This window comes from Paenibacillus piscarius (assembly GCF_022234545.1).
Taxonomy (GTDB): Bacteria; Bacillota; Bacilli; order Paenibacillales; family Paenibacillaceae; genus Paenibacillus_AQ; species Paenibacillus_AQ piscarius.
Genome location: NZ_JAIEUI010000001.1, coordinates 205,128 through 220,536, shown reverse-complemented (window position 1 = coordinate 220,536; position 15,409 = coordinate 205,128). Strand labels below are relative to the sequence as shown.

General features: G+C 54.8%; 11 protein-coding genes. 3 read left to right on the top strand and 8 right to left on the bottom strand.

What is annotated here, in order from left to right; all coding sequences use genetic code 11:
• Window positions 1–5: 5 nt before the first annotated feature.
• The 8 genes from K1558_RS00905 to K1558_RS00870 all read right to left on the bottom strand — a co-directional run bounded on the left by K1558_RS00905 (window position 6) and on the right by K1558_RS00870 (window position 11,847).
• Window positions 6–914, bottom strand: coding sequence for a carbohydrate ABC transporter permease (locus tag K1558_RS00905; RefSeq protein ID WP_238649495.1), 909 nt, complete (start codon window positions 912–914; stop codon window positions 6–8).
• Complete coding sequence (locus K1558_RS00900; RefSeq protein ID WP_238649494.1) at window positions 911–3,475, bottom strand: DUF5696 domain-containing protein; 2,565 nt, start codon at window positions 3,473–3,475, stop codon at window positions 911–913. The genes K1558_RS00905 and K1558_RS00900 overlap by 4 nt, the downstream gene beginning before the upstream one ends.
• A gap of 15 nt (window positions 3,476–3,490) precedes the next feature.
• Window positions 3,491–4,117 carry a YIP1 family protein gene (locus K1558_RS00895; protein ID WP_238649493.1) on the bottom strand — a complete coding sequence of 209 codons (627 nt, stop codon included), beginning with the start codon at window positions 4,115–4,117 and terminating at the stop codon, window positions 3,491–3,493.
• Window positions 4,114–5,574, bottom strand: a complete 1,461-nt coding sequence (locus K1558_RS00890; protein ID WP_238649492.1) for an NHL repeat-containing protein — start codon at window positions 5,572–5,574, stop codon at window positions 4,114–4,116. Before K1558_RS00890 ends, K1558_RS00895 begins: the two co-directional genes overlap by 4 nt.
• An 18-nt stretch (window positions 5,575–5,592) precedes the next feature.
• Entirely contained in the window at window positions 5,593–6,474 is an 882-nt protein-coding gene (locus K1558_RS00885) for a carbohydrate ABC transporter permease (protein WP_238649491.1), read from the bottom strand.
• Complete coding sequence (locus K1558_RS00880) at window positions 6,471–7,436, bottom strand: carbohydrate ABC transporter permease (protein ID WP_238649490.1); 966 nt, start codon at window positions 7,434–7,436, stop codon at window positions 6,471–6,473. The genes K1558_RS00885 and K1558_RS00880 overlap by 4 nt, the downstream gene beginning before the upstream one ends.
• An 18-nt stretch (window positions 7,437–7,454) precedes the next feature.
• Window positions 7,455–10,349 carry an extracellular solute-binding protein gene (locus K1558_RS00875; protein WP_238649489.1) on the bottom strand — a complete coding sequence of 965 codons (2,895 nt, stop codon included), beginning with the start codon at window positions 10,347–10,349 and terminating at the stop codon, window positions 7,455–7,457.
• Between the two features lie 109 nt (window positions 10,350–10,458).
• Window positions 10,459–11,847: an ABC transporter substrate-binding protein gene (locus tag K1558_RS00870; RefSeq protein WP_238649488.1), complete on the bottom strand. Its 1,389-nt coding sequence runs from the start codon at window positions 11,845–11,847 to the stop codon at window positions 10,459–10,461.
• A 253-nt stretch (window positions 11,848–12,100) separates the two neighbouring features.
• Here K1558_RS00870 and K1558_RS00865 point away from each other — a divergent pair, with 253 nt between their 5' ends.
• The 3 genes from K1558_RS00865 to K1558_RS00855 all read left to right on the top strand — a co-directional run bounded on the left by K1558_RS00865 (window position 12,101) and on the right by K1558_RS00855 (window position 15,370).
• Window positions 12,101–12,877 carry a helix-turn-helix transcriptional regulator gene (locus tag K1558_RS00865; protein ID WP_238649988.1) on the top strand — a complete coding sequence of 259 codons (777 nt, stop codon included), beginning with the start codon at window positions 12,101–12,103 and terminating at the stop codon, window positions 12,875–12,877.
• 691 nt (window positions 12,878–13,568) lie between these two features.
• Window positions 13,569–14,408 (top strand): ABC transporter permease subunit, encoded by an 840-nt coding sequence (locus tag K1558_RS00860; protein ID WP_238649487.1) that lies wholly within the window; start codon window positions 13,569–13,571, stop codon window positions 14,406–14,408.
• Window positions 14,405–15,370, top strand: coding sequence for a carbohydrate ABC transporter permease (locus K1558_RS00855; protein ID WP_238649486.1), 966 nt, complete (start codon window positions 14,405–14,407; stop codon window positions 15,368–15,370). Before K1558_RS00860 ends, K1558_RS00855 begins: the two co-directional genes overlap by 4 nt.
• Window positions 15,371–15,409 lie beyond the last annotated feature (39 nt).

Below are 15,409 nucleotides of genomic sequence, written 5' to 3'. Positions count from 1 at the left end.
CCCTTTTAATCATAGTAGAAGACCTTCCTTGAGATCAGATAGCTGCTGACAGCCAGAATCAGTGCAACCGCTGCGAAATACAGCCAGGCCATCGCCGAGCTGAGACCGAAGTTGAACTGGGTGAAGCCGGTCTCCCGGATCAGGTCGGTCATGGTGTTATTGGAGAAGGAATCGATAATCGTATAGATCGTATTCACCAGAATCAGCGGACTGACCATGGGAAAAGTGATCTTCCAGAATGCTTCATAGCCGGTCGCCCCCTCCATTTTGGAAGCTTCATAAAGCTGCGGCGAGATCGTCTGAATCCCGGCCAGGAAGATGAGAATCTGTACCCCCGACTGGCTGACAATGCTGTAGATACGGCTTACGGCGCTGCTCAGATAATTAACCACCCATTCGCTTAAGCCAGCGTCCAGCATCAGATCCTCCAGCGCGAAGGTGCCCAGTCCCCGGATCGCCCCGGCTCCTGCATTCTGCTCGTTAACGGCCTGAATCAGGCTCGTGCTCTCCAGACTCAGGATGACCCCCGAGGCCAGAATCACCGGCAGGAAAAAGATCGACCGGGCCAGCGATCTGCCGATAAACTTCTGGTTCAGCAGCACCGCCAGGAACAGGCTGAAGATCACGATCAGCGGCACATTGATAACCATGTTCATAATGGCATCGGCCAGCGAGCGGTTGAATTCGGTATTCACCGTAAGGGCTTCAATGTAATTCTTCAGCCCGCTGAATTGAATAATCAGGCCGTCGGAATTCGCCTGCACCGAGCTTAAGCTGTAACGCAGGGAGGACAGCAGCGGAACCAGGAAGAAGAAGAGGAAGCCCAGCAGCCAGGGCAGCACATAGAGGAAGCCCATTCGCGCCTTCTGCTCGTTATATGACCTGGTGCGGTCCAGTCTCAGTATGGATTTCAAGATTGCTCACCACCCGTAATATAGCTTTCGGCTTCAACCGTCCGGCCTTCGGCGGTGACAGGGGTCCGGTTATAATTAACGATGACAGACATGCCGCCTTCATACGTGCTTTTGTAGACACCGTCTGCCAGCTTCTCATGCCCGGTCAGCCGCTGGTTCTGGACATGCTTCATGACCCCGTTCACTTCCTCATACATCTCGGCGGCCTGGCTGATCCACTGCTTATAATTGACCGCATACAAGTAATCGAAGTCCGTATCCTTCACCTTGTGATTCGGCGCATGAATCCATTCATAATAGAGGCCGGAACCGTATTCCAGACTCTTCAGGACATACTGCCTCGGACTGGTGAAGGTGGACAGGTTAAAGGGCTTGCCGGTATAGTTCACATACCCCCGCACCACCATCGGATAGAACGGAATCTCCTCATCCTCCAGCTTGAAGCGGCTGCTCGTCACCGGCGCATCCGTGATATCTGACAGGTATGGCAGCGCATAGGCATTGCCGCCGTCCGCAAGAATGCGCAGGGATTGCCCGGCAATCCGGTCCAGCGACTGCACCGAGATCTGCTCGGAGACAGTGCGGTCAATCTCATGATTCTTGCGGAAGTCGCTATTGAGCTGGTCAGCCATGTCTCGCAGGGAGATTCCGCCGGTCTGGAAGGGTGCGATTCCCTTCAGCGTATCATCGACATATCCGCCCACTTTGGAGGGCGAAATAATATAGGCCGGGGTGTAGGATCGGTCCCGCCGGTTCAAGGCCATATTATACGGGTAGACAGCCGCCGGAATCTCACTGAGCATCCGGGAAGCCTCCTTATTGATCTTGAAGCCCTTAGGCTGGTTCGCCCGCAGCAGCGCCACATCCGGGAAGAGCTGAATGCCCTGCTCTCTGGCGAAGGCCGCCAGCTTCTCCAGCCCTTTGCTGCCGCCCAGCGCCTTGTCTACGGAGAGGCTGTCCGGGACTTTATGGTCCAGTCCCCGGTTGAACCAGCCGGCATATTTCAGCCGGATATTGTCAATGCCGCGCTCCTTCATCTGCTCCAGAATCTGCTGCGCCTCAGTGAAGGTGGTCAGCGGCTCCAGCGACTGATAAGGAATGCCCAGCACATGCTTCGTCTTCGTAATTCCGCCTACCAATTCCAGGTAGAAAGGAGTATTTCCCGGGGAATCCTGGGCCTCGGCCACTTGCGCTTCCGGCAGTCCGCCGCGCTCCAGCAGATAATTCTGGTAATAACGTGCCATGCCCGGATAAGACGCCTCTTCCCCGCTCAGGAAGGCGTAACGGATCACATAGTCGGTCTTGGGCGGCTCCTGCTGGAATCTCGGCAGGGAGCGGTTCTGCTCGCTTGATGACAGGGTAACATCCCCTTTGGCCAGCAGCGTGAAGCTTGGATACACATAGTTATAGCCGTTCAATCTGCCGCTTACATCGGCGTTGATCGTGGCGAGCGAGGCTCCCTGCTCAATAATGCCCAGCATCGCGTCCTTCTCCCGGATCAGGCCGAATACCGGCAGCTTCGCTTCCTGCTGCTGCGCGTAAGCATCTGTTGTTTCAGTGGTCCCGTCCTTGCCGTACACGGCCTGCTTATAGGCCGGATACCGGGTCTTGCCGTTATTGAAATGAATCAGCGCCCCGGAGCCATCCGGCACCAGGATCGAGCCGGACTCCTTGTTCCCCCCTGCGCCCAGGAAGCTCAGGACGGAGATGTCGTTCACCGGATAATCTGCAGGGTAGCGGATATCCGCAGACGGAACCTTAACGACCAATTGATCCCCGTCCAGCGAATATTCGATGGCAAGCTGGAAAATGCGCGGCACCGGCTTCGTCTGGCTCAGGCCGTTCTCGGCAATATCCTGCTGCAGATCCTCGTCGGTGTAGCCCGCTTCCTCGAAGCCCTTCAGCGTCCGCTCCAGCTGGAGACCCTTCAGCGCTTCATCGTTGCGCTTATAGACCGCGTTCTCTTCATCGAAGGTATAGGCAATCTTCATCGTGCGCTGCCCGGTTTTATCCATCTTGCTCATGATCTTCTCCTCGAACCGGTTCTTGCCTATCACTTGCGGGAGATCCTCCGCCGTTTTGGCGGTGGTTCCGAACTGATAGAAGACCTTGACGCCCTCCGGCGTCTGTTCGAGCTTCATCTGCTTGTGCGCCACACTGTCGGTATAAGAATTGACAGAGCTGACCTGTCCCAGATTGTTGTAGAAATCCAGCTTAAGCTGTGCGGACAACAGGTCCTTGTTATCCCCGGTGGCCTGGGCATCGGCTTCACGTTCAGGCGGATTGCTGTACCACAGCTTACCGCCCTTCTGGTTCTGAACCGCGATACCTCCTGTAGCTTCATCTATGAACAGCCGGAGCTGCCCGTTCTCAAGCACCCCCTTCATGCCGCCGGCCAGCGGGTCCGTGAAGGCAGAGGTCAGGCTGCTGCCGTCCGTGAAGTTAAGCTCAAGATCCGGCTCATGTCCGGCGGCCCCGCTGCTCGGGCTTGATGATGAACAGCCCGCCAGCATACTTATACTCAAGAGAATCGAGAGCAGCATGGTTAACGGCTTCCTCATTCCCGGTCCTCCTTCCTATCTCCTCAAGACAATTTCTTGGTATATGGTTGAGATAAATACAATCATCTGCTGCAACAGACTGAAGAACAGCAGAGTCAGGAACGCCATGAACGCCATGGCAACTACAGTAAGCAGGATCGTTCCTATCGTCTTCGCCGGCGTGAACTGGTGTACGGTCATAATGCCCACGAACAGCAGCAGACCCGACCAGATCACGGCGAAATTTTTGAAAAAGTAGTAGAACGAGCTCTCCTGCGCCGAAATGAAATTACTGATCCAGATCCATGGGAAATTGATCAGCACTATCGGAAATAACGCGAAGCAGGTGGTGATGAAGATCTCCGCAAACTTCCCTTCCCCGTCCATCAGCGTGGTCAGCGACCAGTTCGCCACACACCAGAACAGCACCGGGACCAGCACGTAGACTGCTTCCAGCAGGCTGTTCAGATACCTGGGATTGTTCAGATTCACCAGGAAGCCGCTGTATTGGCTGCCCAGGATATTGGTGAGAATCAGCATAAACAGGATGCCGAAGGACAGGATCAGGCTCGTTTTTTGACTGCGTACATATTTGAGGTCCCAGTATCCGTTAAAAGGATGAACCATCACGTACAGCGGATGTTGCAGCGCTTCTCTGTTCAATGGAGCTCAACCTTCTTTCTGGCCTTCATTGACCTGTACATTCTCAGGCCCAGCCACAGGATCACCAGTGCGACCGCTGCGGTCATAATCGTGGAGAATTGCCCGCGCAGCACTTCCTTCCGGTAGAGCAGAAAGGCCTTGGAATAGTTGGAGCGGTCCATGCTGCGCTTGAAATAAGCGGCCGCCTCCTTGTATTCACCCTTGCGCAGATAGGCCTTGCCAATGCCTGCATAAGCGTACTCCATATTGGCGTTCAGATTCACGACCTCGCTGAATTGCCGGTAGGCCGCTTCCTCATCGCCGCTGTAGTAGCTTCTGACCGCACTGTTCAGCAGTCTGCCGTATTCAGTGGTCTGAAATAACGTGATCTCGCCCAGCGCCTGATCCAGCACCAGAATGTCGTCACCGCTGTGCTCAATCGCCACCGGGGTATTGAATTCGCCCAGACGGTTGCCGATGCCGCCGAAGATGTACATCAGATAACCATCACCGTTATACGTAAAAATGCGGCCACGGCTGGCATCCAGCACCGAATACATCTCGCTGTCGCTCACATCGATATCGATCAGGCGCGGAGCACCGCCCGAGCGCGTGTTATACATCAGGTCTCCGACGGGCTTATAGTAGCCCTCACGGCGCAGAATGTCGGCCCCCTGCGCATTCAGTTTTTTAATCGGGTCACCGAATTCGTCTCCGTTGGTAGCATACAGGAAGCCCTCGTGATTAATATCCAGATTGGTGAATTCAGTCGGCGTATACATCACCATCTGCTCCCGCTGGGCCTTGGTCGAGATGGATTTCCAGAAGTACTCCACCGCATCGACCCGCACCCGGTTCGCTCCGGTGAACGATTTGAACACGCCGTCCGCGCTGAATTCCATGAAGCCGTCAAATACGCCGGCAGACATCACGTAGATGCGGTCCGCCTGGTCTACAGCTACGCGGACAGGCTGAAATTCAAAGTTGGCCGGCAGGAGTTCGGATTTCGGTGCTTCAATCACCCCTATTGCGTTAAGCTTGTTATCGAAATGAACGATCCGCTTGTTGCCCGTATCGGCAACATAGACCTCCTTCTGCTGTGTCACATAGATCCCTTGCGGATTATTGAATTGCTCGCTCTTGCCGTTAAGCTGGAAGGAATCCACGGCTGTAACCATCCGGTAGTCCTGATCCAGCACAACAAAGCGGTTATTGCCCGTATCCATCACATAGGTCTGTTGATCCGAAGTGACCTGGAGATCCTGCGGGTTCTTGAATCCGCCCGCACCGGCGCTTGCCCCCGTGATCAGTGTCACTGCCTCGTAGGCAGAAGGAGCCGCCACATTATTCCCCCAGTAGGAATAATTGTAGGAGGGGGCTGCGCTCTCCGCCGAGGCCAGCTCTGAGCCAAGACCCAGGCTGACCAGGCAGCACAAGGCCAGCAGGCCGGCTTTCAGTTTGTTCATCCTTGCGACCATTGTCACCGTTCCCCCTCTCTACTCTTTCATACCGGATGTAGCCATCGTCTGGATGACGCTACTCTGTGAAATAATGAACAACAGGATCGGCACGGTCATCAGCAGCAGCGCGACCGCCGCCCCTACACCGGCCCGGGCAATCCCGCCCTGAATAATCTGGCCGAGCGCGTAGTGCAGCGTCTTCAGATTCTCGCTGTAGATGAAGTTGCCGCCATCAGTGCCCCATAATGCCGGAAATTGCAGGATCATTAGCGTGAGCCAAGCCGGCTTCACGTTAGGCATCACGATCTGCCAGAACACGCGGTATTCATTCGCCCCGTCGATCTTGGCCGCTTCAATCAGCGCATCCGGGATCTGCTCCATGAACTGCTTCATCAGGAACAGGCCCAGCGAGAACGCCAGCGAAGGCACGATAATCGCCGCCTGGGTATTGATCCAGCCGAGCTGAGACATGACCAGATAGTTGGGAATCGCCGTTACATGGGGCGAGAACATCAGTGACAGCACAACGATTCTGAACAACATCCCGGAGCCCGGGAATTTGAACTTGGCCAGCGGATAAGCCGCAGCCGAGGCGAGCAGGATATGACCTGCTGTACCTACCAGGGTAATCAGCAAGGTGTTCGCTACATATCTGGTGAACGGCACCCATGAATTGCCCATGATGACCGCCAGATCGGTGAAATTCTCCAGCGTCGGGTTCCGCACGAAGAATCTCGGCGGGAAGATGAACAGCTCATCCAGCGGCTTGAAGGCATTGTTCACCGCATAGACCAGCGGCAGAATCATGAATGAGCCGAAGGCCAGCAGCAGGCCGAACAGCATGAAGCTGACGGCGAAGGATCGGTTCAGTCTTTTTGGGGGGCGAAGTGCCCCTATCACTCTTGTATACAGGGTCATTCACCCACCTTTCGCAGCAGCTTCTGGGTCATCATATTAGTGCCGAGCATGATGCCGAAGAGAATGGTCGCGATGGCTGAGGCATAGCCCATCTCGAAGCGGAGTGTCCCGTAATCCATCAGATGGGTGACAACGGTATGTCCCGCATAGTTGACACTCGGGAACCCGGCCAGCGCGATCGAGACCTCGGCGACCGCGAACGAGGCGGTAATCTGCATCACCGCGCCGAACATGAGCTGCGGACGCATCGACGGCAGGGTGACGAACCACAGCTCCTGCCAGCGGTTCTTGATGCCGTCCATCGCCGCCGCCTCGAACAGCGACTGGTCCACGGTCTGCAGTCCGGCGATGAACGCCAGGAAGCTGGTCCCGAGACTCAGCCAGAGCTGGACGATGATGACAATCGCCAGGATATACTTCTCATTCTGCAGCCATATAACCGGCTCCAGCAGCACCCCGATCTTCATCAGGAAGCCGTTGAGATAGCCATAGCTGTCGCCCGAGAAGACGATCAGCCAGATGAAGAACACATTGCCCGAGATCGAAGGCGCATAGAAGACCAGCGTCATCAGCGCCCGGACAAAGGGCGACAACTCATTGATCAGCCAGGCGAACAGGAAGCAGGCGATATAGCTCAGCGGACCTGTAATGACTGCGAAGAGGAAGGTGTTCTTCAGCGCAATCATGAACACATCGTCACCCAGCAGCAGCCTTGAATAGTTCTCCCAGCCTACGAACCGCGGCGTCTCCAGCATGTTGAAGTAGAAGAAGCTCAGCCCGAACGAGACGAGCACCGGGATCACCGTGAACAGGAAGAAGATGATCATATAAGGGCTCATCATAATATAGTAATGCTTGCTCTTCTTGATATCTTTCCATAAAAGCGCCAGGCGGGACTCCCTCCGGGGTCCGCCCGCCAGCCCTGGTAAGGCTGGTTCGGTGGTATTCTGAATTTGTACCATCAGCTTACAGCCTCCAACCTAATAAGGAAGTTTGAATTCCTTCCGTTTGATCTGAATTTCATCGTTAATGTAGATCAGATAATCTGACAGGGCTTCGCGCGGATTCACTTTCCCGTTGATTACCTTGCGGAATGCGTTGTCCAGATGTCTGCCTGTGAAGTATCCGCCCGGAACCTGCGGATTGCCCTTCACCCATTGCCACTGGCTCTCGAGCTGCTTATAATCCTTCACCGGCCATGGCAATTCCTCCAGCGCCTCGATATTGGCGGTGGGATAACGCGCTGCGGCGCCCATCAGACCCTCCATCTCCCGGCCGTACTGGACCTGGGTGTCCTTACCCGTCCACCACTTCATGAATTCCCAGGACGAATCCTTGTCCTTGGCATTCTCCAGCAGCATGACACCGGTCGTATGGCTGGCTACGCTGTGATCTACAGTGCCGTCCGGCTGCGGGGTCCCAGGTACGACCACGAATTCCCACAGGTTGCGGATTTCCGGCGCCATCACTGTAAGGCTGTTATAGATGGTATAATCGGCGATTCCGATCGGGATCTCGCCTGTACGGAAGCGGTTCGGAAAGTCCACCTTGACCGGGAACTTGTAATTGGTGTAGAACTGGGTCCACTTGTTGAACTCACTCATAGAGGTCTCCGAGTTCAGCGCGCTTCGCTTCTGGTCATCCGTGTAGAGCTGGCCTCCGTTCTGATAGAGCAGCATAGTGAAGGCTGCATTGGGCACCAGCGTTGCATTGTTAAGCGTATCCTCCAGCGGAAGATAGAATTCCAGGTTATGTCTCTGCAGAACAGAGACCACATTGTAGACTTCCTCCCACGTAGTAGGCGGCTCCAGGCCAAGCTCCTGCAGAATATCCTTACGGTAGAACAGCATCGGGAAAATCTGCTGCTCCGGCAGCCCGTAGACACTTCCGTTGTACTTATAAGGCGTGAGCGCACTCTCCCGGAACCGCTTAGCCACTTCCTGGAAATCCGGGAATTGGGACAGGTCCGCCGAGGCCTTACGCATCGCATAGTTGACGGGAAGATCCTCTCCGATCTGCATCGCGACATCCGGCCCTTCGCCGGCCAGTGTAGCGGGCAGCAGGATGTTCGGCGGCACCAGCCTCAGCGAGACGGAGATGCCGGTATCCGGCGTAAACGTATCGTCGATCATGCTCTTCATCACCTGAGCCTGGTCCCGGCCGGTTGAGATCCAGACCTCAATGGCCTTCTGGTTCTTCGTCACGTTCCCGATACTGTCGTAATCCGCAGAGTAAGAGGCAGTATAAGCTCCCAGCTCATGCTTGATCTTCTGGAACCAGGTGGCCTGCGCACGCGGAAGCTTCTTGCCGGGCGCTGACACAATCAGGGAATCCAGTGTCAGCGGCTGCTCCTGCACGGTCAGAATCCATGTACCGAGTCCGCCGACATTCGTCTTGAAGGCAACCAGCCGCTTGGCGACGGTGTCAGGATGTTCTGCCATATCCTCCAGCTGGGTCACCATGGAGTACAGAATCGACACCTTGTCGCTGCGCTCCCCGGTGGCCTGCTCCAGGTATTCCCCGACGCTGCGGATGGTCGCTGCCTGTTCGCGGAAGACCTTGGTCATCTCGGGCAGACGCTTCTCGAGCTGGTAGTCGCGGAATTTGTCCGGGTTGTTGGAGGTAATCGCGAGAATATTGCGGTACATCTCATTTAACGTCAGGACACTGGACTGGATCGTCCGCACCAGCGGTGCAATATCACCGAGCGTTACTGTCAGCCTCAGCTTGTGTGTTCCTTGGGTAAGATGGAACAGATAAGGCTCTTCTCCTCCGAGCACATTCATCTGCCAGCCGGGACTGTAATTGAAGCGGATCTGCTTCATCTCCGTGAACGGATATTCACCGTCGATCGTCAGACTGCGGTTAGCATAGACGCCCCGCAGCTGGTTCTGCTTCTCCTTCAGTGCGATGTGGTACAGGCCATCTTCGGGAACCTCAATCTCCCATTCAATCCACTGGCCGGGCAGCTTCCAGTTCACCCCGCCGATCGTATTGATTCTGAGGTTCGAGACATGATAAGGCACCACCGCCGGACTGGACCGGTCGGCTAACGGATATAAGGTAGGCGAGGATTTGGCGGACGCCGCTTCGGCCTGGACCTCTACATAAGGCTCCGTCACCGGCTGCAGCCCCTTAGCCGCATATTCCTGCTTGGCCTCCTCGTAGGACCGCACCTTCCGGTCCTGGAACAGCTCGATGTAGTCGATCGCCATCGGCTCGCGGAGCGCAGTCAGCGATAAGGTCATCTTCCCCTGCTCCAGATAGAAGGCGTAAGGCTCCTCATAGAAGCCTTCACTGTCCTTGAACACCGTGGTCTGCCATACCGGCTGCTCTACCTGCCGGGGACGGAGGTCATTGCCGCGGTCATCCCGCTTGACCTCAGCCTCGCGGTTCCCCCAGACCCGGTCGAACAGCAGCGTGTCCGCGCCTTTGAACGGGGTCTGCTGATTAATGGCCAGGGAACGCTCAATGGCCGAGCTTTTGCCTGCTACCGGATAATAATGAATCCGAATGTTGTAGAGTCCGGCATCCGTCACCGGCACCTCCCAGGTAATCGTTCCAGCTTCCGGGGTAAGCACAGCCGAACCGTCCAGCCCTTCCAGTTGCGCCTTCACTTCGAAGCCCTCGCCCTCCGTTCGCGCATAATCCTCACCCTCGATACGGATCACCCGGTCCGGGCGCGCGGCCTCCCCGTATTGCTGCAGATAAGCTTCATAGCTGCCTTCCGCCGGGTCGCTGGAGACGGCTGTAAATGTGCCTGCCGCCGGAGAATCGGAATGAACAGGCTGCCCTGAGGAAGTGTATAGCCACACCGCTCCGGCCAGCAGAATGAGAACCAATATAACCGTTATGTTCCTATGTCGAATATTCAACGTTCTCCTCCCCTTAAGCGATGAATCATGATCATCCTAATCGGAACAACAGTCCGCCGGGCTCGCACTTGCTGCCAGCCGGGGACTGTTGACCATACCGGGTATCCGGTTATTTTTTGTAGACAGCGTCTACCGATGCCTGAACCTTAGCCTTGTACTTCTCAATCACTGTTGAGGCTGAGGTTCCCTTCTTCAGCTCGTCAATCATCTCGTAATACGGCATGGTCGAGAACGTATTGTGGTTCGTCAGCAGCATCCCGCCCTCTACCAGCTTGGCGTTGTTGATATCATCCTCGTTGTCATAGGTGCTCTCCAGCGATGCCTGCTTCGGATAGTCATAGATCGACTCGATGTCGTTGATTTTCTCCCAGATATAGAGCAGCTGCTCCGGATTCTCGGCCTTCTTCGGGATCGTCAGGAACTGGACATTGGATTCCACACTGTGGTATTCAGTAGCATTCGGCCCCTTAGGAAAAGGAACAAAGCCGATATCATAATCCTTCATATCCGTCTTGAAGCCGTTCGCCTCATAATCGGCCCCTGCGTACATCAGCGTGTTCCCCTGGCGGAAAAATTGCGCCGGCTCCTGCCAGTCTCCGCCTTCAGTCGGCCGCGCTACCTTCTCGGCACCCAGCTTCGAGATGAACTTGAACACCTCAAGCGTCTTCGGATCATCCAGATTCTGCTTGTCGTCCTTCGTCAGATCGGTCTCGTTCGAGGCCAGCGCCATTTCCAGGAAGCCGCCGGAGGCCAAGCCCCAGACATCAAGTTTTCCGTTGTTATCTGTATCCTTGTTCGCTTCTTTGGCCACTTGGGTGAAGGTCTCCCAGTTCCAGTTGTCCTCGTTCACATACTCCTGCAGCGGCTTCATGCCCAGCTTCTTCATCAGGGTCCGGTTGTAGAAAATCCCGCTGATCAGGTTGCCCGCATTCTCCGAGAAGCCATAGCCCCGGCCCTCATATTGCGAGAATTCGGTGGTCATCCGCTGGTTGAAGGCATTCTCGTTCTTCGTGTACTCGTCCACCGGCCAGAACAGATCCTGCTTGGTCAGCACGGGAATCATATAACCCTTGCCCATCCGCACGATATCGCCAAGCGGCTCTCCGGCCACCAGGGAAGCGACAACCTTCTTCTGGTATTCGCCGAAGTCAAGCGCCACATATTCCACCTTGAAGTTATGCTTCGCCATCAGTTCCTTCAGATTCTTCGAGCGCTGGATATTGTCCGGGTTGTCCTCGGGGATCGTCATATCCCACCAGGAGACAATCTTGATCGTCCGGCCCCCCATATCGAAATCCATCTCCGGCGTAGCGTTGCTGGGCTCCGGCGTCGGTGTGGCTTCCGGCGATGCTTCGGCCACTGGTGCCTCTGTAGCTGCCGCCGGTGCTGCCGTAGCTCCGCCTCCTGCACTCCCGCCGTTGCCGCCTCCGCCGCAAGCCGCCGTTGTACCCAATAACAACAAACTGATGAATATTGACATTACTTTTTTTGCCCGCATATTGTGTCCCCCCAGATTTGATTGACTTACCTCGAAAGTTTAGCGCTTACATTTTCAGGCAGCAACCTGTCTGATTTCAGGTGTTCACCTGTCAAATTATAGGTTGGGACCTGCGGGCCTTATCCGCCGCGGGGCTGGCAATTCATCAGGTAAACAAATGGAGCCTGGCGCAAGAATTGCACATTGTAGCGCTTCCTTCTCTTGCACATAATGAATACAGGCAGACTTAACTTCTCAGGAAAGCGGGGTCTTGATGTTGTACAGAATCTTGTGTGTAGAGCGGAACGCCCAAATGCGGGAGACCGCTTCGTATATAGCAGAGGGCCAATTCCCGGATTTCATCGTCCATGCGGAAGCTGATTATTCGTCCGACCTTCCCCGGCTGATCCGCAGGGAGAACATCTCGCTGGTGCTGTTGAATATCAGGGGTGCCCATACTGCGGGCATGAATGTGTGCGGGCAGATCCGCAGGGAGAGCGCCGTCCCGGTGATCCTTCTTGGAGGAAGCGGGGATTTCGGGCTGGCACGCCAAGCGCTTTTGTATAATGTAAGCGATTACCTGGCAGATCCGGTTGATCCGGCCGAGCTGGAGAGAAGTCTGGAGGCCGTGAAGTCGGGACTTCGTACCATAGGAAGCACGCACCCTGAGCCGGTACAGGCGGTGATTCACCGGACGGTAATCCACCGGGAGCCTGCGCCCGCCTGCCCGATTGTCAGCACCATCAAGCAATTCGTGGAGGAACAGCTCCATCGTAATATTACACTTAAGCAAATTGCCGACTCCCTGAAATTCAATTGCGCCTACCTCGGGCAGAAATTCAAGCAGCAGGAGCAGATGTCCTTCAACGAATATCTGCTGCGGCAGCGGATGGAGAAAGCGAAGCTGCTGCTGGAAACGACGGACATGAAGATCTATGAGATTGCCGACGCTGTCGGGTACTCGGAAATCGACTGGTTCTACAAGAAGTTCAGAGCCTACACGGGTACGAGTGCGAACGAGTACCGTAAGCAGTGTTACGTTACGGCTTGAGGCGGCCGGGGACGGTGGGAATGGCGCAAGCGGTGGGAGCGGCTGATGCGGCTGTTCGATTGGTGTAGTTGGTGTGACTGGTGGGGCTGGTGTGAAAACTAATGTTATGTTTGTTCCAGTACGCACCGGCCCGCACCTCTACCGATGATTGATGTGACGATTGATGTAATCAAGTGCACTTTTACACTTCATTCAGCCCATCCGCCCACCTCACCACTTTTCGCGCCACTTAATCTCCAGCATTCCTCTCCTCCCTCACCTCCCATGAACTTGTCCCATACATTTGCCCGTTTCATCCGCGTCCCCTGCCTCTCCCTTTCCCCCTCCTGCCCACCCCGCCGCAAGATCACAAGCTGATTCGACCTGACAATAGATCAATATTTGATGAGGATCGGTCATTGTTAGAACATAACCGATAATTTATTATAGTTTCATACATGAAAGCGTTATCAATACAGAGGGGCCCGGGGAAAAGCAAGCAGAAGACCCGCCGCGTGCACTAAGATTGCTTTTGGGAAGAAGGGGGATGACAGACAGCCTAATACAAGGAATTGCTAGCCTCGGCTTAGCCTCAAGGAAGCAATTACACAAAGAGAATAAGATGAGGAGTGAAACAATGCGCAGCCAGAGCATGAGAAGCAATTCTTTCCGGAAATTCCTTTACATCTCTCCCTTTATGGTTTTACTTGCTGTGTTTGCTTACTATCCGCTCTATGGATGGGTATATGCCTTCTTTGATTACACCCCGCCTATCCCGTTATCCAAATCCGAGTTCGTCGGCTTCCAATGGTTCCATTCCCTGATCGAGAATCAGGTCAAGATCGACCAGCTGATGCAGGTCATCTGGAATACCTTCGGCATCAGCGGGCTGGGCATTCTGTTCTCCTGGCTCCCGATGATTTTCGCTATCTTCCTGACCGAGATCAAGGCAGTACGTTTCCGCAAATTCATCCAGACGGTCACCACGCTGCCGAACTTCATCAGCTGGGTGCTTGTGTACTCCCTCGCCTTCTCCATGTTCTCCAGCGAAGGGATGGTCAACGGCTTCCTGCATATGACGGGGCTGACCGATTCTCCAACTATGTTCCTCCAGAGCTCAGAGCATGTCTGGTGGACAATGTGGGCCTGGGCGACCTGGAAGACTCTCGGCTGGTCCGCCATTCTGTACATCGCAGCCATCATGGGCATTGACGAATCGCTGTACGAAGCAGCTTATGTAGACGGCGCTACCCGGATGCAGGTGATCCGCCATGTCGTACTGCCAAGCATGATGCCAACGTACTTCGTCCTGCTGATGCTTCAGATTGCCAGCTTCCTGAACAACGGGCTGGAGCAATATTTCGTCTTCCAGAATGCGTTTAACAAGGACACAATTCAGGTTCTTGATCTGTATGTGTATAACCTCGCCATGGGCGGCGGCAGCTATTCCGTCTCCGTTGCTATCAGTATGCTGAAGAGTGTAATCAGCGTTGTGCTGCTCTTTTCAGTAAACGGGCTGTCCAAAATGTTCAGAGGAGAGGGCATCGTATGAGTGACAACCAGACCAGTCTTACGCCAAATACCCGTGAGATCGACCTCACCAAAAAACCGGTCAAAATGCGGGTCAGCGCCACCGACAAACTCATTTCCACCGTCATTTATATCCTGTTCTCCCTGTTCGCCTTCCTCTGCGTCTATCCGTTCTATTCGATCATCATCAATACGATCAGCGCGAACGATCTCAGTGCGAAGGGCGAAATTATTTTCTGGCCTAAGGGGATTCATTTCCAGAACTACATCGATGTGTTCAAAATCCCGGGTCTCGGCAATGCGTTCATGATCTCCCTCGGCAGAACCGTGATCGGTACGCTGCTGACGGTCGGCGCTTCGGCCTTCCTCGGATTCATGTTCGCCCAGGAGGATATGTGGGGCAAAAAGTTCTGGTACCGCTTCACCATCATCACAATGTTCTTCAACGCCGGGATCATTCCCTGGTATCTGACCATGAGATCGCTGCATCTGACGGATAACTTCCTGGCTTACATTCTTCCGTCCGTTGTCGCTCCCTTCTTCATTATCCTGGTCAAAACCTTCGTGGAAGCGACACCGAAGGAGCTGCAGCAGGCGGCCAGCATTGACGGCGCGGGAATCTTCACGATCTTCTACAAAGTCATTCTGCCGATCAGCAAGCCGATCCTTGCAACCGTTGCCATTTTCTCGGCGGTCAACCAGTGGAACTCCTTCCAGGATACGCTGCTGCTGGTGACGGACAGTAAGCTGTACAGCTTACAGTTCATTCTGTATAACTACATCAACCAGGCGAGCTCCTTGTCGACCATGGTGAATCTGCAGAATTCCGGCTCAACGGCCATGGCCACCCTGGCGACCAAGCAGACCTCTACCTCCATCCGCATGACTGTTACCATTATCGTAGTCGCGCCAATCCTGCTGGTATATCCGATTTTCCAGAGATTCTTCGTCAAAGGAATTATAATTGGTGCGGTTAAGGGCTAATCCGCTGCGCCATTTATGATACATTAAACATTCGGGGGG